Raw genomic sequence first — 21,786 nt, 5'->3', positions numbered from 1 at the left:
GAGATCGTGCGATGACCGACCCGGTGGTGGGTTTGACGGGTACGCTCACATCGCCGATCCGGGGCGCCGGGATGCTGGGCGAGGTCCTGGTCGCGATTCGTGGGGGAACCGAGCTGTACATCGCACGGGCCGCCGAGCCGATCTCGGCCGGCGCGGCCGTGCTGGTCATCGCGGTCCATCCGGGGCGCGTCGTCGACGTCGTCCCGTGGATTCCGCTCACCCCGGACGCGGCCGGAGAGACCTGAGAAGCAAGGGAGACAGCAGTGCTGGGCTATCACGTGCCGGACCCGGACGAGGCGATGCTGGTCAGCGGCGCCAAGAGCCGCGACAACGCGCCGTTCAAAGTGATCATCGGGCGTGGCGCCTGGGTGATTCCGCTGTTCCGCAAGGTGCGCTACCTGTCGCTGGCGATGTTCGAGTCCGAGATCAAGGAGCGCTGCGTCACCAAGCAGGCGATCCAGCTCGACGTCCGCGCCGTCATCGCGTTCAAGGTGGCCAACGACACCCAGTCCATCGTGAACGCCGCGCAGCGCTTCCTGTCCGAGCAGGAGCGGGAGATGTCGGTGCTGACCGGGCGGATCTTCTCCGGACACCTGCGTTCGATCGTCGGCTCGATGACGGTCGAGGAGATCATCCGGGAGCGCCAGAAACTGGCCGACGAAGTGCTGGTCGCGTCCAAAGTCGAGATGAGCAATATCGGCCTGTGGGTCGATTCCTTCCAGATCCAGTCCATCGACGACGGCAACCTCGGCTATATCGCCGCGCTCGCCGCCCCGCACAATGCCGCCGTGCAGCGCGACGCGCAGATCGCGCAATCGCAGGCCGCGCAGGCGGCGGCCCAGGCTGAGCAGGAATCGCAGCGCAGGCAGGCGGAATATCAGCGGGAGACGGCGATCCTGCGCGCGCAATACCAGCGCGATATCGACAAGGCCAACGCGGAGGCGGCGCAGGCGGGCCCGCTCGCCGAGGCGATGGCGTTGCAGGAGGTGCTCACCGCGCAGGCCGAGCAGGCGCGCAAGGAAGCCGAGCTGCGTGAGCAGCAGTTGCAGGCCGAGGTCGTCAAACCCGCTCAGGCCGAGGCGGATCGGGTGCGCATCCTGGCCGAGGCGGAGGCCGACCGCACCCGTATCCAGGCCGCGGCGGCCGCGTCCAACAACCGGATCGCGCTGGACCAGTTGTTGATCGAACAACTTCCGGAAATCGTGAAGCAGGCGTCGAACGGGTTGGCGAACGCGAATCTCACCGTGCTCAACGGACCCGACGGAGTGGGCGAACTGGTGAACGGAATGGTCGGTCAGGGACTGACCGTTTTCCATTCGCTGCAAAAGGCGCTTTCCTCCGACGACGGCGAAAACGCGGGTTAAAGTGGCCGAGTAGCGACGGCGACGAGGAGCGGGTGTTGGTGTCCATCGGGAAATTGGTGTCGTTCGACAGCTCTCGGGGATTCGGGTTCATTCGGCCGGAGGACGGTGGACCCGATGTGTTCGTCCACGTCAACGACATCGGTCTGGACGAGGACGAGTTGCGGCAGGGACGGGTGTTCGAATTCGAGGTGACCGAGGGCGACCGCGGACCGAAGGCGGTCAATCTCAGCCTGGCCGGCGGCGCGCCAACGCCGCCCGCCCGGCACAAGGGCAAGGACCGGCCCGGTTCGGGACAGCTCACCGTCGCCGAGCACAAACGCCTGATCACCGAATTGCTCCTGGACGCCAGCCCCGCGCTCACCGCGGGCGAGATCCTCACCATCCGCGACCGGCTCACCGCGTTCGCCGATCAGCACGGCTGGCTGGAGAGCTGACCGGAGAAGTCCACGTCGGTGTCGGGACGGCCGCCTACGATCGAGCCGAGACCGCGGCCACATACCGATGAGTTTGCTCGGCGCGTGCCGTCGGTATGGGTGAGGATCGAACCCGAGGAGGATCCGTGGACCTACCGGTGCTGCCGCCAGTGCGGCCGATGCTGGCCAAATCCGTGCCCGCGGTGCCGCGCGAGCCGGGGCTGAGCTATGAACCCAAGTGGGACGGCTTCCGGTGCATCGTCTTCCGCGACGGCGCTGAGGTGGAGCTCGGCTCACGCAACGACCGGCCCTTGACCAGGTATTTTCCCGAGGTCGCCGAACTGCTGAAGCAGGCGCTGCCGGACCGCTGCGTGGTGGACGGCGAGATCGTGGTGGTCACCGAGCAGGGACTGGACTTCGACACCCTGCAGAACCGTCTGCACCCGGCAGCGTCGCGGGTCGCGAAGCTGGCCGCGGAGACGCCCGCCAGTTTCGTGGCGTTCGACCTGCTCGCGCTCGGCGACAAGGATCTGACCGGCGAGCCGTTCACCGAGCGCCGGCGGCTGCTGGAGACGATCCTGGACACCGCGCTCGCGCGCGTTCACCTCACCCCCATCACCCACGATCCCGATGTCGCGCAGGACTGGTTCACCCGTTTCGAAGGCGCCGGATTCGACGGCGTGATGGTCAAGTCCGACGACCTGGCCTATCTGCAGGACAAGCGGGTCATGCTGAAGGTCAAGCACGAGCGCACCGCCGACTGTGTGGTGGCGGGATTCCGCTGGCACAAGGACGGCGCCGGAGTCGGTTCGCTGCTGCTGGGCCTCTTCGACGAGTCGGGCCGCCTGCATCATGTCGGGGTGGCCAGCAGCTTCACCGCGGCCCGGCGCACGGAACTGGTCGAGGAGCTGGCGCCCCTGCGGGCGAACGCGCTGGACAACCACCCCTGGCGGGACTGGGCCGACGCCGCGGCGCAGGCGGCGGCGGACGGCAAGATGCCTGGCGGCGTCAGCCGCTGGACCGGCGGCAAGGACCTGTCCTGGGAGGCGCTGCGGCCGGAACTGGTCGCCGAGGTGCGCTACGAGCACGTGCAGTCGGGGCGGCTGCGCCACGGCGGCAGGCTGGTGCGCTTCCGGGCCGACCGGACCCCGGAATCGTGTACCTACGGTCAGCTCGACGAAGTCGCGCCCGCGGAATTGAGCACGCTGTTCGGCGAGGGCGCGGCGCGATGACCGAATCCGTGGATATCGAGACCGACGGCCGGACCGTCACCATCAGCAATCCGGACAAGGTCTATTTCACCAAGCGGGGCGAGACGAAACTCGATCTGGTGCGTTACTACCAGGCGATCGCCGAACCGTTCCTGAACGTGGTCGGCGGACGGCCGCTGCTGCTGGAGCGTTACCCGGACGGGGCTTCGGGCAAATCCTGGTTCCAGAAGCGGGTGCCGAAATCCGCGCCGGACTGGCTGCGCACCGTTGAGGTGTCCACACCGAACGGCACCACCAGCGACGCCCTCGTCGCGCACGATCTCGCCCATATCCTGTGGGCGGTGAACCAGGGGTGCCTCGGCTTCCACGTCTGGCCCAACCGCGCCGACAACCTGGAAGTCGCCGACGAATTGCGCATCGACCTCGATCCTTCTCCCGGCATAACCTTCGCCGATCTCCGGCACGCCGCGATACGCACCAGGGATCTGCTCGCCGAACTCGGCATCGAATCCTGGGTCAAGACCTCCGGGTCGCGGGGCTTGCATCTCTACTCCGCGCTGGAGCCGAAGTGGGACGGTTATCAGGTGCGGGCGGCCGCGGTGGCCCTGGCACGCGAATTGGAGCGCAGGTATCCGGAGGACATCACCGCGCAGTGGTGGAAAGAAGAACGCGGCAACCGGGTTTTCATCGACTTCAATCAGAACGCCCCGCACAAAACGGTTTTCGGGGCCTGGTGTGTGCGGCCGAAAGTGGGCGCCCAGGTGTCGACGCCGATCAGCTGGGCGGATCTGGATTCGGTGGCGCCCGACGAACTGACCATCGCGACCGTTCCCGCACGCTACGCCGAGTCGGGCGATCCGTGGGCCGGCCGCGCCCCCCAGTCCATCGCCCCGCTCCTGGAGATGTCCGAGCGGGATATGGCGGCCGGACTCATGGACGCGCCGTGGCCACCGCAGTATCCGAAAATGCCGAACGAACCGCCTCGGGTGCAGCCGAGCCGCGCGAAGAAGCCCGAATAGCGCCCGCCGCTATTCGGTCCACAGCACCCACGTGCCGCTGCGACCGCTGACTTCGCACACCAGCGCGCGACCGTCGGCGGTGCGGCCGGTCTTGGCGCCCGAGCCGTCGCACTTCGAGCCCGCCTGCTGTACTGCGGTCGCCACGGTGTGCGGGCCCGACCACTGGTAGCCGCCGGAGGTGGTCAGGCAGATCAGGGTGCCGCCGGTGGCGGCGCTGCCGATCTGTCCGAGCTGAGCCTCGGTGCAGGCCGCTCCTTTCGTCACCGGTCCGGGACTCTCTTGCGGGGTGGTCGTCACGGCGGGGCTCGGTGCGGTGGTGGTGGCCGGAGCCGGGCGCTCGACGGTGGTGGGAACCGGCGCCGAGGCAGTCGGCCCGATCGTGGCGGTGCGGTTCACCAGATCCGGCATCCAGTTGCCGGTCAGCAGCACGAACCCGGCCACCGCGGTGATCTCGGCGACGCCGAGCAGCAGCGCGAACATCGCCATGACCCGGCCACGGGGATGACTGAAGGCGATGAAGCCGAACACGATGGCCACCGGGAACAGCCCCAGCAGCGCCGCCACCAGCGCGACGATCGCGTACGGATTGACGATCGGCGGAATCTCCACCCGTAGGCGTCCGGCCCGGCGGCGACTCGGCGGTTGCTCGGGCCAGCGCTCCTCCTCGTCGTCGGACCAGTGGCCGTCGGGCTCCGGCTCCGACCAGCGGTCATCCGGCCGCGCCTGCGGCCAGCGATCCGTTTCACGCCGTTCTGCCCGTGTCATCCAGGTCCTCTCCACACCAGCACCGCGCAGGAACCTCGGATTCGCCCGGACCCGCCCCGATATACCGACAGAATAGGACGCGCGACGCGAAAAGTTGATCCGAAGTGTCCGATATTTGTTCGGCTACGGCCGCGCAGCGTTACTGCTTGCGATCGACCTTGGGCAGCGACTCGGTGACCAGGGTGAGCAACATGTCGCACAGCAGATCGTGCACTTGTTCGCGGGTGAGTGTGCCGCGGGTGATCCATTCCCGGCCCGCGACCTTGACCAACCCGCCGTATGCGCGCACCATCGCACGCAGTTCCGCATCGTGTGCCGAATCGGCGAGCCCCACCATCAGCAGTAGACGTTCGGCCGCCGCGTCGTCGGCGGCGTCGAGGATCTGCTGTACCTCTGGGTCGTCACCGACCCCTTCGTGGCTGGTCACTTTCACCCAGGTGCTGCCGTGTTCGGCGATGGTGTCCAGCAGCCAGCGCACACTGGCGTCGACACGCTCGCGCCAGGAGCCGGTGGGCACGATCATATCGCCGAGCTTGGGCAGCGTCACCATCCGTCGCACCACCGCGAGGTAGAGATCGCGCTTGTTGCCGAAATAGTGGTTGATCAGCCCGCGCGCCACCCCGGCCCGCTGCGCCAGTTCCGCGGTGGAGACGGCCGCGTACGGGCGCTCGCCGAACATATCGATGGCGCAGGCGAGGATCTGCGCGCGCCGCTCGTCGGGCTCGAGCCTGCGGCGGCGCGGTAGCGCCGGGTCGGCGCCACCGTCCGCGGTCGCGCTCCTGGTATCAGAGAGACCGGGCAATGAGATCCTTCATCACCTCGTTGCTGCCCGCGAGGATGCGCAGCACGCGGGCGCCGGTGTAGAGCTGGGAAATCGGATACTCCGTCATGTAGCCGTAGCCGCCGAACAGTTGCAGGCAGCGGTCAACCACGATACCGAGCTGATCGGTCAACCAGTACTTCGACATGGCAGCGCTGGGAATGTCGAGTTCGCCGCGGAGGTGCTTGGTGATGCAGTCGTCCAGGAAGGTGCGGGAGACCTTGGTGATGGTCGCGCACTCGGCCAGTTCGAACTTGGTGTTCTGCATGGCGAACAACGGCTTGCCGAACGCTTCGCGACCCTTGGTGTAGTCGACGGTGAGCTGCACGGCCTTCTCCATCATGGCGACCGCGATGATGGCGGTGACCAAGCGTTCCTGCGCCAGCATCTGCATCATCTGGTAGAAACCCTGGCCCTCGCTGCCGCCGAGCAGGTTGGACGCGGGCACGCGCAGGCCGTCGAAGAACAGCTCGGCGGTGTCCTGAGCCTTGCCGCCGATCTTGTTCAGGATGCGCCCCCGCTCGAAGCCGGGGGTGTCGTCGCCGACCTCGGCGAAGATCAGCGAGACGCCCGCCGCGCCCTTGGTGGGGTCGGTCTTGGCGGCGATGATGATGCCGTCGCAGAGCCAGCCGTTGGTGATGAAGATCTTCGAGCCGGTGATGACGTACTCGTCGCCCTCGCGCACCGCGCGGGTCTTGATGTTCTGCAGGTCCGACCCGGTGCCCGGCTCGGTCATGCCGATGGACAGCACCATCTCGCCGCTGGCCGCCTTGGGCAGCACGCGCCGCTTGAGCTCGTCGGAGCCGAACTCGTGCAGGTAGGGCGCGATGATCGAGCTGTGCACGGCGATGCCCATCGACCCGTCGCCCGCACGCGCCTGCTCCTCGATGATGGCAGCCTCGTGCGCGAAGGTGCCTCCGCCGCCGCCGTACTCGGCGGGAATCGCGGGGCACAGCAGGCCCAGTTCGCCCGCACGGTTGTACAGCGCGCGGTCGGGGTGCCCCTGGGCGACGAATTTCTCCTCATGGGGGACGACCTCCTTTTCGAAGAAGGTCCTCGCCAGGTCTCGTACCGCCTCGACCTCGTCGTCACTCCACGCCGCGCGTGCCATCGCTCGATCCTTTGCTCGCTGAGGTCCGGCTCCGCCGCCGGTTCCGCCCTCAGATTCCCGAACTATTGGCGAGTTGTCAACAAGCGACGGACGCCGCTCCGGGGACGGTCCGCACGGCCGTCGGCCACCGCGCGGGCGAGCTACGGCCCAGACTCGGGCAGCGGATCGCCGAGTGCCGCTCCCGGGGCGGCGATACCGCTGGTGAGCTGCGCCATAATTCGGCGTTTCACCTCTCCCCCCAGCGGTCAATCCTTCGTACTGTCCGTATCGAAATTACTGACGTCGGGCACGACGGCGACGTGCCATGGGATCGGTAGCCGGCAGCGAACGAGGCAAGGACATGACCCAACCGCTCGACACCATCGACACGCCCCGCCCTGACCGCACCTGGACGGTCCACCGCGACGGCGCCGACCTCGCCGTCTTCGAATGGGGTGACGCGGCCGCCGAGCCGTTGATCCTGGTGCACGGCCTCACCGACACCCATCGCGTGTGGACCACGGTGGCGGCGCTCCTGGCCGACGGCTTCCGGGTCGTCACCTACGACGTGCGCGGGCACGGAGGCTCGGAGACGTCCGGCCCCCTGTCGGAATACCGGCTCGATCGCCTGGCGGAGGACTTCTTCGCGGTGATCGAGGCCGCCAGCCCGCGCCAGCCGGTGCACACCTGCGGGCACGGCTGGGGCGCGGTGCAGCTGTGGGAGGCGGTCTGCGACGAGCGGGCCAACACCCGCGTCGCCTCGTTCACCGCGATCGCCGGACCGAACCTCGACCATCTGGGCCTGTGGCTGCGTGCCCTGGCGCCCCGGGCAGGCCGCGAACTCGGCGATCTCGGCCGGTGGCTGCTGCGCGGGGCGCTCACGCCGCTCCCCATCGCTCGCAGACTCTGTCCGCCGCGCGTGCGCGGCCTGCTGGTGCGACAGCTGGGCGGCATCTCGCCGTTGCCCGCGCGCGTCGCCCCGACCTGGCGCGCCGACCTGGTCGCCGGCGCGCGCATCGCCCGGACCAACCTGCCGCACCACCTGCGCAGGCCGCGGGTGCGGCGAACGGCCGTGCCGATCCAGTTGCTGGTCGACACCACCGACCCGTTCGTACCGGCCGCCGTCTACGACGTCTCCGCGCGCTGGGTCGACCAGCTGTGGCGGCGGGACGTCCCGGCGGATCACTGGCTGCCGATCACCGAACCGCTGCTGGTCGCCGAGGCGATCGCCAACTTCGTCGACGATCTGCGCGCCGACCGCGCGGCGATCAGCCCGCGCAGCAGCTGAGGTCGGGCGTTCCGGCACGAGCACAGGCAACCGGGCGGTTACCCGGCGAGCGGGTTTGCGACAATGGGCCGGTCGCCCACCCCGCTCGACGAAGGATGTCCCCAGCCGCGATGGCCGAAAGCATGATCGATCCCGAAGACCTCGCGACCTGTCTTCGAGTCCTGGAGCAGGCCGGAACGCTGGAGAAGGACCACCCGGACTCGGTGCTCGTGCAGCGGGCCGTCGGGCACATGTTCAAGAAGCTCAAGCAGCGACGCCGCTCCGAAGCGCGCGAGGCGGTCTCCTCCGCCGACCGCGCCGTGGTCGCCGCCACTGCCACCGGCTCGCCGAACCGGATCGACGACGAGACCGCGGGCATCCCGATCAGCTCGACCGCCTCCGGCGCCAGCGCGGGCACGCTGATTCGCCCGCGGCCCTGCTACATCTGCAAGCAGCGCTACACCCGGGTGGACGCGTTCTACCACCAGCTGTGCCCGGACTGCGCGGCCGGCAGCCACGCCAAGCGGGACGCCAGGACCGATCTGACCGGCCGCCGGGCGCTGCTCACCGGCGGCCGCGCCAAGATCGGCATGTACATCGCGCTGCGACTGCTGCGCGACGGCGCGCACACCACCATCACCACGCGCTTTCCCAACGACGCCATCCGGCGCTTCGCCGCGATGGACGACAGCGCGGACTGGTTGCCCCGGTTGCGCATCGTCGGCATCGACCTGCGCGACCCGGCCCAGGTGGTCGCCCTGGCCGACGACGTCGCCGCCCAGGGGCCGCTGGACATCCTGATCAACAACGCCGCGCAGACGGTGCGCCGCTCCCCCGGCGCCTACAGCGCGCTGGTCGAGGCCGAATCCGGACCGCTGCCCGCGGGCGCGCTGCCGGAGGTGGTGAGTTTCGGCAAGACCATGCAGGCGCACCCGACCGCGCTGACCGCCTCGCTCACCCCGGCGTTGACCGCCGCCGACGTCGCCGAGCTGGCCTTGGTCGCGGGATCCGCGACACCCGAGCGCATCGCGCGCGGGGTGGCGATCGACGCGGGCGGCCTGGTGCCGGACCTCGCGCACACCAACAGCTGGGTGCAGACCGTCGCGCAGGTGGATCCGACCGAACTGCTCGAAGTGCAGCTGTGCAACTCGGTCGCGCCGTTCATCCTGGTTTCGCGTCTGCGCCCGGCGATGGCCGCCGCGCGGGCGCGCCGCAAGTACGTCGTGAACGTCTCCGCGATGGAAGGGCAGTTCTCCCGCGCCTACAAGGGCCCGGGGCACCCGCACACCAATATGGCCAAGGCCGCGTTGAACATGCTGACTCGCACCAGCGCCCGTGAGATGTTCGAGCAGGACGGCATTCTGATGACCGCCGTCGACACCGGCTGGATCACCGACGAACGCCCGCACTACACGAAGCTCCGCCTCGCCGAGGAGGGCTTCCACGCGCCGCTGGACCTCGTCGACGGCGCGGCGCGGGTCTACGACCCGATCGTGCAAGGCGAGAACGGCACCGATCTGTTCGGCTGCTTCCTCAAGGACTATCAGCCCTCCCCCTGGTAGGAGTCCGATCCGCGCATCCGCACGCCGGGAAAGCTACCCTGGAGGCGTGCTGTACCGGCTCTTGGCCGATGCCACCGCCGCCACGCACTTCGCCTTCGTGGCCTACGTGGTGACCGGTGGTTTTCTCGCGTGGCGCTTCCGGCGCACCATCTGGCTGCACCTGCTCGCGGTCTGCTGGGGATTCAGCACGATCGTGGCCGGGTTCGACTGCCCGCTCACGCATTTGGAGAACTGGGCGCGCGATCGCGCGGACTTGGCGCGGCTGCCGTCGAGCGGGTTCATCGATCATTACCTCACCGGCGTGATCTATCCCGAGCACGCGCTCGGATCGGTGCGCATACTGGCGGCGGCTCTGGTGGTGTCGTCCTGGATCGGTTACGCGTGGGTGCTCCGCCAACGGCCCGCTCCGGCCGTCCGTTGAAGACAGCGCGGCGCGCGCTCGTACGTACTCAGGCGGACGCCAGGTGGCGGGTGATGAAACCGGCTACTCGCGCGGCGTGCTCGTCCAGGTAGAAATGGCCGCCTGGGAAGGTCGCCCGGTCGAATCCGGCAGCGGTGTGCGCCCGCCACTCGTCGGCCTGTTCGGGTCGCATCGTCGGGTCCTCCGTGCCGACCAGCGCCGCGATGCCGGCGCGCAGCGGCTCCCCCGGCTGGTAGCGGTAGGTCTCGACCGCCTGGTAGTCGGCACGCACGGCGGGCAGCACGAGTTCGGCGAGACTCGGCTCCGCGCGCAACATCTCGAGCGGCGCGGGGTCGGAGGCCAGCCGCACCAGGTCGCCGATGAGTTCGTCGTCGGAGGCCATGTGCAATCGCTTGGTCTCCTCGAAAGTCGGTGCCGGACGGCCGGATACGAACAGCGTCGTCACCGGCTGCCCGGCACGCTCGAGCCGGCGCGCGGTCTCGAACGCCACGGTCGCGCCCATGCTGTGCCCGAACAGCGACAGCCCCTCGACGCGGCCTTGGGCGAGCACTTCCCCGGCGATCCGGTCGGCGAGACCGACCAGATCGGTGATCAGCTCCTCGCCCAGCCGGTCCTGCCGCCCGGGGTACTGCACCGCGAACACCGCCACATCCGCTCCGAACCGCTGCGCGAGATCCCGGTAGACCGTGGCCGACCCGCCGCCGGGCGGGAAACACAGCAGGTGCCGACGCGCCACCGCCGCGGATCGCAACGTGCGCAGCCACGCCGAGTCGGTGAGGTTTCCAGCCACGTTCGGGCTCCTTTCGCCACCGTCGGTCCCGGCGCGAACCGGATCAGACCACGGTAGTCGCCGACACCGGTCGAGTGGATGTCTCCTCCGGCCAACCGCCGCCGATCGAGGTCTTCGCTCCGCGGACCGGAGGAAAGGGCGGACGACACTTCCGCACGGTGGAAGCCGGTCAATGCGGCGCCACAGTCGACGCGTCGGGCATACGCCCACCCCTCGACGCCCGCGGGCCGGAAGATCTCCTGCACCGATGCAACATCCCCGTCCGGGACGCCGGGTTCCGCGCCGGGGTCGCGCGAACGGGTGGAACCGGCTCAGGGCTCGCCGAGCCGGGTCCGCGCGAGCCGCTGCTCGAGTTCGGCGATGCGCTGGCGGTAGCGGGCCAGTTCGGTGGTGCGAGAATCCATCTCGTCGGTCAACTGGGCGATCCGGCCCAGGTAGCGGTGCGCCGGGCGGTCGGCCCAGTAGGCGCCGGCGCGGCCGTACTCCACCGCGCGGTCGACTTCGCCCACCGCGACCCCCGCGGCCACCGCGTCCGTCGTCGCGGCCGCGAGCGCCGTCTCGAGCTGCGCCACGCGCAATCGCGTCGCCTGATCGTGGCCCGCGGTTCCGAGCGCGGCGCGCTCGGCGGCGAGATCCTGGATCTCGCGCAGGTACCCCGCGTTCTGCGCGTCCTGTACGGCCATCAGCTCGTAGTCGTGCTTGATCGGCGCGGCGCGGACCCGGTCGGGGATCAGAGCGGCGCGCGGCTGCATGTCGTTGCCGAATACCGGGACTCGCTCCTGCGCTGGAGAGTTCGGCTTCTTCCTGATCACCGGCACGGTGTATTCCGCGCTTCCGGCATAGACGTTCGTCATCGTCGCTCGACCTCACATATGGCTGCCGCGCGGCGGTCGGGTGCGGCCTGCCATGCTCTGCCCCTCTGCCCGCACGTGACGGACAGGTCATCGGATCGGCGCGGCATCCCGTGCCGGCTGCTGCGGTGCAGCATGGGGTCATCCTGGCCAATTCCTCCGGCCTCGGCGCGTACCACTATCCTCACTGGCGAGAAGTCCGCTCCGACAGTTTGTTTCGCGAGGGGTACCGTTCGAGGCCGGCCCGGCACCGCCACTCCCCGCCCGCGGGAGCGTCCGGAACACTCCGAGTTCGTCAGCATCGCATCCGCAATCTCGGCGGCACACCTCGGCGATCCGGCGGTCGCCGCGCGAGCGCCGTCGGCCGACCCGCCCGGACGAACGCCGTGGCCGACCGGCGATCGCCCCGCCGCATCGGGGCACCGCGCACCGGCACGCGGGGGGCGCCCCGCCGCGATCCGGATCGCCGCAGGTCACGCCGCCGAACGACCGCGCGGTCGGGAAACCGGGGGCCGCAACGGCTCCGGTCGGGGGGACCACGACACCCGGCCTCCCGGAACCGGCAACTAGGCTGAAGCGAGTGAACACGCACGCACGGCTCGTCCAGGACTACGAGGCCGGTATCGGTGTCACCGCCTCGCGTATCTCCCCCACGTCCGATCCGGGTAGCAATCTCGCCGCGACACTACCGGTCTGGGCGCTGGCCGCCGGTTCGGTGACAGCCCTGACCACGGCCGCGAACCGCATGCGCGCCGCGCGCGGCCTCGACCCGGTGGCGCATCGCATCGATCCGGCCCGCATCACCGCGGCTTTCGCCAGCGAGCGTCTGCTACGGATCGGCGGCCGGTTCCCGACGGCGTTCGCCGATCTGTCCGGCTTCTTCCCGACCTTCGACGGATGGGTGCGCACGCACGCGAACTATCCGCATCACCGGTCACGGCTGTTGTCCGTGCTCGGCCTGCCCGAGTCCGCCCCGGCCGACCTCATCGTGGCCCAGATGGCCATGATCCGAGCCTCGGACCTGGAGGAACAGGCCGCCGCGCACGGCGCCGTCGCGGTTCGCGTGCGGACCGAGGAGGAATGGACCACCAGCCCCGAGGGGCAGGCCGCCGCGGCGGGACCGGTGGTGGCGATCACAGCGCGTGCCGACCGCGGCGAGCCCGGGCTACCGGCGGGCGCCGCGCCTTTGCAGCCGCTGCGTGGAGTGCGCGTACTCGATTTGACCAGGGTGATCGCGGGTCCGGTCGCGACGCGGACGTTGGCGCTGCTCGGCGCCGAGGTATTGCGGGTGGATCCGCCGCAACTGCCCGAGATTCCCTGGCAGTTCGCCGACACCTGTCAGGGCAAGCGCTCGACGCTGGTCGACCTGCGCACACGCGGCATCGACGACCTGGTCGCCGCCGCCGACGTGCTGATCACCGGGTACCGGCCGGGCGCGCTGGAGCGCGCGGGCGTGCGCGCCGCCGCCCGTCCCGGCCTGGTCCACGGGCGGATCTCCGCCTGGGGTGAGTCCGGTCCCTGGAGCGGACGGCGCGGCTTCGACAGCATCGTGCAGGCGGCCTCCGGCATCTCGATCCTCGAGGGCGCGCCCGCCGTCCCGGGGGCGCTGCCCGCGCAGGCGCTCGACCACGCGTCCGGTTACCTGCTCGCCGCGGGCGTGATCGACGCCTTGGTCGCGCGGGCCGACGACGGCGTCGGGCGGGACGTGCGGGTGGCCCTGGCGCGCACCGCGGCCTGGCTGCTCGACGCGCCGGATCGCACAGCGAGTCATCCCAAGGCCGCGCTGCCGAGCCCAGCGGAGGTGGTCCGGCACGGACAGGTCGTCACCGCGCCGCCGGTGCTCGCCGAGTACCCCGATTACGCCTGGCCCGCGCCCGCCTACGGCGCGGATCGTCCCGCCTGGCCGCTGCCCGCGCGCTGACCGTCCGGCCGGAGCGCCGCGAAAATACTTTGCGGCGTCCCGGTCGCGGGCGATGAAATGGTGTCTCTCGCGTCGTCTGGACCGGCATGACGCTCATCGACACCGTTTCCGAAGGGACCAGCGCCGTGGACACCACGCTCGACCGCGTCGCCGAACCGCTGGCGGGCAAACGCGAGTGGATCGGGCTCGGCGTGCTCGCCCTGGCCTGCCTGGTCTACGCCATGGACATGACGGTGCTGCACCTGGCCGTGCCGATGATCAGCGCCGAACTTCGTCCCACCAGCTCGCAGCTGCTGTGGATCATCGACGTCTACGGATTCATGGTGGCCGGGTTGCTGGTCACCATGGGCACCCTCGGTGACCGCGTCGGCCGGCGCAAGCTGCTCATGGCGGGCGCGGCGGCGTTCGCGGTGGTCTCGATCGTCGCGGCGTTCGCGCCGAGCGCGGAACTGCTCATCGTCTGCCGCGCGCTGCAAGGGGTCGCGGGCGCCACGCTCGCGCCGTCCACGTTGTCGTTGCTGTTCAGCATGTTCCGGGACACCCGGCAGCGGTCGGTCGCGGTCGGGGTGTGGGTCGGCGCGTTCTCCGCGGGCGGCGCGGTCGGCCCGCTGTTCGGCGGCGTGCTGCTGGAGCGGTTCTGGTGGGGCTCGGTGTTCCTGCTCGCGGTCCCGGTGATGGCGTTGCTGCTGGTCCTCGGGCCGAAGGTGCTGCCGGAGTACCGCGATCCGCAGGCCGCGCGGCTGGACCCGCTCAGCGCCGCGCTGTGCGTCGCGGCGATGATCGCGCTGGTGTTCGGCATGAAGAAGATCGCCCAGGACGGGCTCGGCATCGCCGCGCTGCTCGCGATCGCCGCCGGTCTCGCGGTCGGCGTGGTGTTCGTACGCAGACAGTTCGGCAGCCGGGAGCCGATGCTCGACCTGCGGCTGTTCCGGCTGGGCACGTTCCGGATCGCGCTGCTGATCAATGTGGTCGGCGTGTTCGTCGCCTTCGGCTACTTCCTGTTCGTCGCTCAGTACTTCCAGCTCGTGCTCGGCCTGTCGCCGCTGGCGGCGGGTCTGGTGATGGCTCCGTCCGGGCTCGGCTTCATCGTCGGCTCGCAGCTGGCTCCCCGGATCGTCCGGGTGGTGCGCCCGGCCTACCTCATCGGTTCGGGCCTGGCGGCCTCGGCAGTCGGCCTGTTGCTGATGACGCGGCTCGGCGTCACCGGCGGCGTGCCGCTCGCGCTGGTCGCCTCGGTGATCATCGCGCTGGGACTGGCCCCGGTGTTCGGCATCACCACCGAGCTGATCGTGGGCTCGGCGCCGCAGGAACAGGCGGGCGCGGCCGCCGGCGTGTCCGAAACAGGTGCGGAACTGGGCGGCGCCCTGGGAATCTCGATTCTCGGCAGCATCAGCGTCGCGCTCTATCGCGGCGATCTCACCGGCTCGCTGCCCGCCGATCTGCCCGGCGAGGCCGGGCGCTCGGCGCGCGACACACTGGGCGGTGCGGTGCACACCGCCGCGGCGTTACCCGGCGAACTCGGCGAAGCGGTACTGCGGGCGGCGCGAGAAGCATTTCTGCACGGGGTGCACGTGACGGCGGGTGTCGCCGCCCTGGCTGCTCTGGCGCTCTCGGTGGTAGCCGTGCTTCGTTTACGCCACATCCCGGCCGGGGAGCTGTCGAGCGAGCACTAATCCTCGATTCCGGCCAGCGCGGCGACCGCCCGCGCCATGCGGTCGCCGTCCGGCAGGCTCGCTTCCGGGACGATGGTCTGCAACACACCGAGTCCCTGCACGAGCACGAAATACAGTTCGGCGATCGCCATGGCCTGGTCTTCGGTCAGCTGGGGGTGGGCTTCGCGCAGTCCGTCCGCCATGTCCTGGTAGGCCCCGGGCAAGGTCTGGGCGAAGAACTTCTGCGATTCCGGGGTCCGGGCGACGCGCACCAAGTTCTCCAGGCTCGCCAGCATGCTGTCGCGGTTCTCGGTGAACACCGCGGGCATGCCGTTCCACAGCGCGGCGAACGCCGCCAATGGCGCGACGCCGCTACCCTCGCGAATCTTCGCCTCCATGCTGTCGCCGATCGCGGTACCCAGGGAGTCGGACAGCGCCTCGGTGATCAATTGGTCCTTGGAGCCGAAGTGGTAGCCGATCGCCGCCAAGCTCACCCCGGCCGCCGACGCGATATCCCGGGCGGTCGCCTTGGCGATGCCGCGCTCGATGATCACTTTTCGTGCTCCCGCCAGCAGATCCTCGCGATTTCCCATGCCCGAAGGCTACAACGTCTTAGACGGACGTACTAGACGTATGTACTAGGCGCGTGATCGCCGCGCTGTCCGCACCTCGACGCCGCGCCCGCCCACCGGCTCGCTAGTCTCGTGCCGTGCGGCAGAAGATCATCCTGGACGTCGACACCGGCATCGACGACTCGCTCGCGCTGCTGTACCTGCTCGGGTCCCCCGAAGCCGAGATCGCCGGCATCGCCGCCACGGCGGGCAACGTAGCGGCGGCGCAGGTGGCCGCCAACAATCTGGCCTGGCTGGATGTCTGCCACGCGCCGGAGATCGAAGTAGCGCTCGGCGCCCCCGACCCCCTGGCGATCCCCCTGCGCACCACCGAGGACACACACGGACCACAAGGCATCGGATACGCCGAGCTGCCCGCGTCGGCCCGCCGCCTCTCACCCAGGTCGGCTGCGCGGATGTGGGCGGAGCTGGTGCGCGCTCACCCCGGCGAGATCGTCGGGCTCTGCACCGGCCCGCTGACCAACCTCGCGCTCGCCTTGCGGATCGAACCGGACCTGCCACTGCTGCTGGACCGCTTGGTGATCATGGGCGGCGCGTTCAACCATCCGGGCAACACCACACCGACCAACGAGTGGAACGTGCACGTCGACCCGGAGGCCGCGAAAGAAGTCTTCGACGCGTTCGCCGCGGTCCCCGCTCCGCGCAGGCCGATCGTCTGCGCCCTCGACATCACCGAGACCATCGAGATGCGTCCGGAGCACTTGGCACGCCTCGCCGAGCGCGCGAAAAGCTTCCCGGTGGAGGTCGTCGCGCCGTCCGATCCGCCCGGGACCCGCTCGGCGGCGAGCAATCCGATCGTCCGGCACGTCACCGACGCCGTGCGGTTCTATTTTGATTTCCACCAGGCCTACGACCTGGGCTATCTCGCTCATATGCACGATCCTTTCGCTGCCGCGGTGGCACTGGATCCGGGATTGGCCCGCACCCGCCCGGCGACGGTGGACGTGGAGTTGGCGGGCACCATCACCCGCGCGACCACGGTCGCGGACTGGGCGGGCATGTGGGGCCGGGAACCCAACGCCGACATCGTGATCGGCACCGATCCACGGCTGTTCTTCGATCGCCTGATCGCCCGGGTCGGCGACTTCGCGCGGGCGGTGCACCCGCCCGCCGCTCAGGAGGTCCGATGACCGGCACAGACGACGCGACCTATCTGTCGGCCCTGCGCGCCCGGCTGGGGTTGCCCGGCATCATCGACGTCCACACCCATTTCATGCCCGACCAGGTGATGCGGAAGGTGTGGGCGTATTTCGACACGGTCGGACCACTGACCGGCCGCGCGTGGCCGATCACCTACCGCGCCGACGCGGAGGTCCGGTTGAAAACGTTGCGCAGCTTCGGTGTCCGCGCGTTCACTGCCCTGGTGTACCCGCACAAGCCGGAGATGGCGGCGTGGCTCAACGGTTGGACCGCCGACTTCGCCGCGAGCACCCCGGATTGCCTGCACACCGCCACGTTCTTCCCCGAGCCGCAAGCGGCGAGTTACGTCCGCGAGGCGGTGGAGGGCGGCGCCCGCGTCTTCAAAGCGCACGTGCAGGTCGGCGGCTATCACCCGGGCGACCCGCTGCTGGACCCGGTATGGGGCCTGCTGGAAGAGGCCCGCATTCCGATCGTCATCCATTGCGGTTCCGGCCCGGCGCCGGGCGCGCACACCGGACCGGAGCCGATCGCCGGTGTACTGCGGCGCTTTCCGCGTCTGCGGCTGATCGTGGCGCACATGGGCATGCCCGAGTACTCCGAGTTCCTCGATCTGGCCGAGGAATATCCGGAAGTGCGGCTGGACACCACGATGGTGTGGACCGATTTCGCCGAGGTCGACGTGCCCTTCCCGGTCCACGAGCACGCCAGGCTGCGCGCTTTCGCCGACCGCATCCTGTTCGGCAGCGATTTTCCGAATATCCCGCATTCCTACCGTCATTCGATCGAGGCGCTCGAACGCCTCGATTTCGGTGACGACTGGTTGCGCCGGGTGTGCCACGGCAACGCGGCGGCAATGTTCGGCGTCGAGTGATCCGGAGCCCTCGCGCGGGCGTGAACACGTCGCGTTCCCCCTCGCGCGTCGACTCGTTCAGCTGGCGCGGTCGAATGGAGCGGGCAGCGCGCCGCCGAGGCCGATCGGCGTCGGCCGTCCGAAGCGGAAGCCGTGCTCCAAGGCGCCGCCTCGATACGTGTTGCGCCGCCGATGTGTTCGAGTATCGGGTGTGATGGTGAAGCCGTTTCGGGTCGGAGTCCATTTGCTCGCCTGGACCGCGGCACTGGCCGGGGCTGCCGGGGTCGCGTTGCACTTCAATGGGTCGTCTTCGCGATTGTTGGTCTTGGCGGCTTCGGGGGCGCCGTATCTGATGAGTTCCGCCTGCGTGGGAGCGGTGGCGTTCGCGGCCATGCGGCACTGGATCGGCGCGGCGGTCGCGACCGTCGTGGTTGCCATCGCGGCGTGGACGCAAGCTCCGCTGTATGTCGCTCGCGCGGGTGACGAGCACGGACAGACGGTGACGGCGATGCAGGCCAATCTCCTCTTCGACGGAGCCGATCCGCGGGCGCTGGTCGACGAGGTGCGCGCACGCGGCGTCGCCGTGCTCACCGTCAACGAGCTCACGCCCGCGGCAGTCGAGGATCTCGGCCGGGCCGGACTCGACCAGGTGCTGCCCTACCGTTTCCTCTCGCCCGGCAGGACAGCGGCCGGGACGGGAATATGGAGCAGCCATCCCCTGTCGGAAACCGTGGAGTACGACGGGTTCGTGCTGAACCAGCTTTCGGCCACCACCGACATCCCGGGCACCGGGCCGGTCACGGTGTACGCCTTCCATCCGGTGCCGCCGGTGTACGGCACGCGCGTCTGGGCCGACGAATTGTCCCGCCTGCGCGACATTCTCGGCAGATCGCCCGCGGATCGACCGGCGATCGTCGGCGGCGACTTCAACGCCACCTACGATCATCGGCAGTTCCGCGTGCTGCTGTCCCGGCGCTTCGGCGATGCCGCCGAGCAGGCTGGCGCCGGGCACCTGGTCACCTATCCGACCGACAAGCGCTGGCCGCCCCTGGTGGGTATCGACCACATCCTCGTCGCAGGCGGTCACGCGGTCGCGGTGGAGACCATCGGCCTCCCGGGAGCGGATCATCGCGCGCTGGTAGCGCATGTCCGCTTGCACGAGAAGCAGCGGTAAGCCCAGCGGCCGTCGGCGGGCTATGGCCGGATTCGGAGACGTCGCGGATGCGTTGCTCGAACGCGTCGCGCAGGTCGAGGTTCCCGCAGTCGCGCCGCCCGCGAGGGAGGGCCGCACGGCGCGGTTTCGCCTACGGCCGAGACCGGCGGGTCAGCGCCCGTCGAAGGCCCGCAGCAATTCCTCGGCGGCGAGCGCGGCGGTCAGGGTGCCGTCGCGAACCTGCTTTTCCACTTGCGCCCGAATGGCTTTGACTTCCGGATTGTCCGCGAGCCTGCGCAGCAACTGGTCGTGCACCATGGTCCAGGTCCAGTCGACCTGCTGGCGGCGGCGCTGCGCGTCGAACTCCCCGGCATCGGTGAGCACGCGGCGGTGTTCGAGCACCGTGTCCCAGAACCGGTCCAGACCACTGCCTTCCAACCCGCTCATGGTCAGCACCGGCGGCCGCCACAGCGCATCGTGCGGGTGGATCAGGCGCAACGCGCCGGCGAGTTCCCTGGCCGCGGCCTTGGCCTCGACCTCGTGTTTGCCGTCGGCCTTGTTCACCGCGACCAGATCGGCGAGTTCGAGCACGCCCTTCTTGATGCCCTGCAACTGGTCGCCGGTCCGGGCCAGGGTGAGGAAGCAGAACACGTCGACCATGTTCGCGACGGTGACCTCCGACTGGCCCACCCCGACGGTCTCGACCAGGATCACGTCGTATCCGGCCGCCTCGAGCAGCGCGATGGTCTCGCGCGTCGCCTTGGCGACGCCGCCGAGCGTGCCCGCGGTGGGCGAGGGCCGGATATAGGCGTCGCGTGCCACCGACAGGCGCGCCATCCTGGTCTTGTCGCCCAGGATCGACCCACCGGTCCGGGTCGAGGACGGGTCGACCGCGAGCACCGCGACCCGGTGCCCGCGCTCGATCAGGTACATGCCGAGCGCGTCGATGAAGGTCGACTTGCCGACGCCAGGAACGCCCGTGATGCCGACGCGGTTGGAGGGCGCGGCGCCCGAGCCCGCCTCCGGCGTCAACTTCAGCAACAACTGCTGCGCCAGCGCCCGATGATCGGCCCTGGTGGACTCCACCAGGGTGATCGCCCGCGCCAGGGCGGCCCGCTCGTTGGCACGGACCGCCGCGGCGAGGGCGTCGACGTCGATCCTCCGGCGCGCGGCCACCTTCGGGGCCTTCCGCGCGGAACCCGCTTCGCTCATTCCGCCGCGGCGCCGCTGCCGAGTTCGTGACCGAGTTCGGCGCCGAGCTTCTTCAGCAGGTCGATGGCCGCGTCCGCGATCACCGTGCCGGGCGGGAAGATCGCCGCCGCGCCGGCCTGGTAGAGCTCGTCGAAGTCACCGGGCGGGATGACGCCGCCGACGATGACCATGATGTCGGGGCGTCCGACATCGGCCAGCGCCTGTCGCAGGGCGGGCACCAGCGTGAGGTGGCCCGCCGCCAGCGACGAGACCCCGACGACGTGCACGTCGTTGTCGGCCGCCTGCTGCGCCACCTCTTGCGGGGTCTGGAACAGCGGGCCCACGTCGACGTCGAAGCCGAGGTCGGCGAAGGCCGTGGCGATCACCTTCTGACCCCGGTCGTGGCCGTCCTGGCCCATCTTCGCGACGAGGATGCGCGGCCTGCGGCCCTCGGCCTCGGCGAATTCCTCGACCAGCTCGCTCGCCTTGGTGATGTTGGTGACCTTTCCTGCCTCGTCGCGGTACACACCGGAGAGCGTACGGATCTCCGCCTGGTGGCGGCCGTAGACCTGCTCCAGGGCATCGGAGATCTCGCCGACGGTGGCCTTGGCCCTGGCCGCGTCGATGGCCAGCGCGAGCAGGTTGTTCGCCATGCCGCCCTCGGAAGAGGCCGCCGCTCGGGTCAGTTCGGCCAGCGCCCGCCGTACCGCGTCGGGGTCGCGCTCGGCGCGCAGCCGCTGCAGCTTCTCGATCTGTTCGGCGCGCACGCGCGAGTTCTCCACCTTGAGGACCTCGACCTGCTGGTCCTCTTCCACCTGGTACTTGTTGACGCCGATCACCGGCTGCTGACCGGTGTCGATGCGCGCCTGGGTACGCGCGGCGGCTTCCTCGATGCGCAGCTTCGGGATTCCTTCGCCGATCGCCTGCGCCATGCCGCCGTGCGCCTCCACCTCGGCGATGTGCGCGCGGGCGCGGTTGGCCAGCTGGTGGGTGAGCCACTCGACGTAGTACGAGCCGCCCCACGGGTCGATCGGGCGGGTGGTGCCCGACTCCTGCTGGATCAGCAGCTGGGTGTTGCGGGCGATGCGGGCGGAGAAGTCCGTGGGCAGCGCCAGCGCCTCGTCGAGCGCGTTGGTGTGCAGCGACTGGGTGTGGCCCTGGGTGGCGGCCATCGCCTCGATGCAGGTGCGCGCGACGTTGTTGTAGGCGTCCTGCGCGGTGAGCGACCAGCCGGAGGTCTGCGAATGGGTGCGCAGCGACAGCGATTTCGCGCTCTTCGGGTTGAATTTCGCGACCAGTTCGCTCCACAGCAGGCGCCCGGCGCGCAGCTTGGCGACCTCCATGAAGAAGTTCATGCCGATCGCCCAGAAGAACGACAGCCGCGGCGCGAACTTGTCGACCTCCATACCGGCGTCGATGCCCGCGCGGATGTACTCGACACCGTCGGCGAGGGTGTAGGCCAGCTCCAGGTCGGCGGTCGCCCCCGCCTCCTGGATGTGGTAGCCGGAGATGGAGATCGAGTTGAACTTCGGCATCTTCGCGCTGGTGTAGGCGAAGATGTCGGAGATGATCCGCATCGAGGGCTTCGGCGGGTAGATGTAGGTGTTGCGAACCATGAACTCCTTCAGAATGTCGTTCTGAATGGTTCCGGCCAGCTGCTCGGGCGCGACGCCC

Annotated in this window: 21 protein-coding genes; 13 read left to right on the top strand and 8 right to left on the bottom strand. The window is 69.7% G+C overall.

The window, feature by feature from the left end; genetic code table 11:
• Window positions 1–11 precede the first annotated feature (11 nt).
• The 5 genes from ON27_RS12745 (at window position 12) to ligD (ending at window position 4,007) form a co-directional block, all read left to right on the top strand.
• On the top strand, window positions 12–245 hold the full coding sequence (locus tag ON27_RS12745) for an NfeD C-terminal domain-containing protein (RefSeq protein ID WP_043725044.1): 234 nt from the start codon (window positions 12–14) through the stop codon (window positions 243–245).
• Window positions 246–263: 18 nt separating this feature from the next.
• The gene (locus tag ON27_RS12740; RefSeq protein ID WP_043725040.1) at window positions 264–1,364 is read left to right on the top strand and encodes an SPFH domain-containing protein; all 1,101 of its coding nucleotides are present in this window, start codon (window positions 264–266) and stop codon (window positions 1,362–1,364) included.
• 38 nt (window positions 1,365–1,402) lie between these two features.
• Window positions 1,403–1,798, top strand: a complete 396-nt coding sequence (locus ON27_RS12735; protein WP_373282764.1) for a cold-shock protein — start codon at window positions 1,403–1,405, stop codon at window positions 1,796–1,798.
• Window positions 1,799–1,923: 125 nt separating this feature from the next.
• Entirely contained in the window at window positions 1,924–3,009 is a 1,086-nt protein-coding gene (locus ON27_RS12730) for an ATP-dependent DNA ligase (RefSeq protein ID WP_218002984.1), read from the top strand.
• Entirely contained in the window at window positions 3,006–4,007 is a 1,002-nt protein-coding gene (gene ligD, locus ON27_RS12725) for a non-homologous end-joining DNA ligase (protein WP_043725033.1), read from the top strand. The genes ON27_RS12730 and ligD overlap by 4 nt, the downstream gene beginning before the upstream one ends.
• A 9-nt stretch (window positions 4,008–4,016) precedes the next feature.
• Here ligD and ON27_RS12720 read toward each other — a convergent pair whose 3' ends face one another.
• The 3 genes from ON27_RS12720 to ON27_RS12710 all read right to left on the bottom strand — a co-directional run bounded on the left by ON27_RS12720 (window position 4,017) and on the right by ON27_RS12710 (window position 6,703).
• On the bottom strand, window positions 4,017–4,772 hold the full coding sequence (locus tag ON27_RS12720) for a DUF4190 domain-containing protein (protein ID WP_043725032.1): 756 nt from the start codon (window positions 4,770–4,772) through the stop codon (window positions 4,017–4,019).
• A gap of 139 nt (window positions 4,773–4,911) precedes the next feature.
• A complete protein-coding gene (locus ON27_RS12715) occupies window positions 4,912–5,574 on the bottom strand; it encodes a TetR/AcrR family transcriptional regulator (protein WP_043725031.1) in 663 nt (220 codons plus the stop codon).
• Entirely contained in the window at window positions 5,558–6,703 is a 1,146-nt protein-coding gene (locus tag ON27_RS12710; protein ID WP_043725026.1) for an acyl-CoA dehydrogenase family protein, read from the bottom strand. Before ON27_RS12710 ends, ON27_RS12715 begins: the two co-directional genes overlap by 17 nt.
• 340 nt (window positions 6,704–7,043) lie before the next feature.
• Between ON27_RS12710 and ON27_RS12705 the strand changes: the two genes are divergently transcribed.
• From ON27_RS12705 to ON27_RS12695, 3 genes are all read left to right on the top strand, one after another.
• Window positions 7,044–7,970: an alpha/beta fold hydrolase gene (locus ON27_RS12705; protein WP_051046490.1), complete on the top strand. Its 927-nt coding sequence runs from the start codon at window positions 7,044–7,046 to the stop codon at window positions 7,968–7,970.
• Window positions 7,971–8,080: 110 nt separating this feature from the next.
• Window positions 8,081–9,511, top strand: coding sequence for an SDR family NAD(P)-dependent oxidoreductase (locus tag ON27_RS12700; RefSeq protein WP_043725023.1), 1,431 nt, complete (start codon window positions 8,081–8,083; stop codon window positions 9,509–9,511).
• Window positions 9,512–9,557: 46 nt separating this feature from the next.
• Window positions 9,558–9,932: a DUF2784 domain-containing protein gene (locus ON27_RS12695; protein ID WP_043725019.1), complete on the top strand. Its 375-nt coding sequence runs from the start codon at window positions 9,558–9,560 to the stop codon at window positions 9,930–9,932.
• A 28-nt stretch (window positions 9,933–9,960) separates the two neighbouring features.
• Here the strand turns inward: ON27_RS12695 and ON27_RS44710 are convergent, their stop codons facing one another.
• The gene (locus tag ON27_RS44710) at window positions 9,961–10,722 is read right to left on the bottom strand and encodes a thioesterase II family protein (protein WP_043725015.1); all 762 of its coding nucleotides are present in this window, start codon (window positions 10,720–10,722) and stop codon (window positions 9,961–9,963) included.
• Between the two features lie 311 nt (window positions 10,723–11,033).
• On the bottom strand, window positions 11,034–11,576 hold the full coding sequence (locus ON27_RS44705; RefSeq protein ID WP_043725011.1) for a hypothetical protein: 543 nt from the start codon (window positions 11,574–11,576) through the stop codon (window positions 11,034–11,036).
• 577 nt (window positions 11,577–12,153) lie between these two features.
• Here ON27_RS44705 and ON27_RS12680 point away from each other — a divergent pair.
• A complete protein-coding gene (locus ON27_RS12680; protein ID WP_083887533.1) occupies window positions 12,154–13,494 on the top strand; it encodes a CoA transferase in 1,341 nt (446 codons plus the stop codon).
• Between the two features lie 86 nt (window positions 13,495–13,580).
• Window positions 13,581–15,167 (top strand): MFS transporter, encoded by a 1,587-nt coding sequence (locus ON27_RS12675; protein WP_051046485.1) that lies wholly within the window; start codon window positions 13,581–13,583, stop codon window positions 15,165–15,167.
• Here ON27_RS12675 and ON27_RS12670 read toward each other — a convergent pair.
• Complete coding sequence (locus tag ON27_RS12670; RefSeq protein WP_043725010.1) at window positions 15,164–15,739, bottom strand: TetR/AcrR family transcriptional regulator; 576 nt, start codon at window positions 15,737–15,739, stop codon at window positions 15,164–15,166. The two genes, ON27_RS12675 and ON27_RS12670, sit on opposite strands and share 4 nt — an antisense overlap.
• 116 nt (window positions 15,740–15,855) lie before the next feature.
• On the opposite strand from ON27_RS12670, the gene ON27_RS12665 reads away from it, so the two are divergent.
• The 3 genes from ON27_RS12665 (at window position 15,856) to ON27_RS12655 (ending at window position 18,942) form a co-directional block, all read left to right on the top strand.
• Complete coding sequence (locus ON27_RS12665) at window positions 15,856–16,908, top strand: nucleoside hydrolase (protein ID WP_043725009.1); 1,053 nt, start codon at window positions 15,856–15,858, stop codon at window positions 16,906–16,908.
• Window positions 16,905–17,789 carry an amidohydrolase family protein gene (locus tag ON27_RS12660; RefSeq protein ID WP_043725008.1) on the top strand — a complete coding sequence of 295 codons (885 nt, stop codon included), beginning with the start codon at window positions 16,905–16,907 and terminating at the stop codon, window positions 17,787–17,789. The genes ON27_RS12665 and ON27_RS12660 overlap by 4 nt, the downstream gene beginning before the upstream one ends.
• 193 nt (window positions 17,790–17,982) lie before the next feature.
• Entirely contained in the window at window positions 17,983–18,942 is a 960-nt protein-coding gene (locus ON27_RS12655) for an endonuclease/exonuclease/phosphatase family protein (RefSeq protein ID WP_043724997.1), read from the top strand.
• A 150-nt stretch (window positions 18,943–19,092) separates the two neighbouring features.
• On the opposite strand, the gene meaB is transcribed toward ON27_RS12655, so the two are convergent.
• Both meaB and scpA read right to left on the bottom strand, forming a co-directional pair.
• On the bottom strand, window positions 19,093–20,133 hold the full coding sequence (meaB, locus tag ON27_RS12650; RefSeq protein ID WP_051046484.1) for a methylmalonyl Co-A mutase-associated GTPase MeaB: 1,041 nt from the start codon (window positions 20,131–20,133) through the stop codon (window positions 19,093–19,095).
• A partial coding sequence (scpA, locus tag ON27_RS12645; protein WP_043724996.1) for a methylmalonyl-CoA mutase occupies window positions 20,130–21,786 on the bottom strand: 1,657 nt, incomplete at its 5' end. The genes meaB and scpA, both read right to left, overlap by 4 nt.

It is taken from the genome of Nocardia asiatica NBRC 100129, from assembly GCF_000308415.1.
Lineage (GTDB): Bacteria > Actinomycetota > Actinomycetes > Mycobacteriales > Mycobacteriaceae > Nocardia > Nocardia asiatica.
This window is presented reverse-complemented; position numbering and strand designations above follow the sequence as displayed.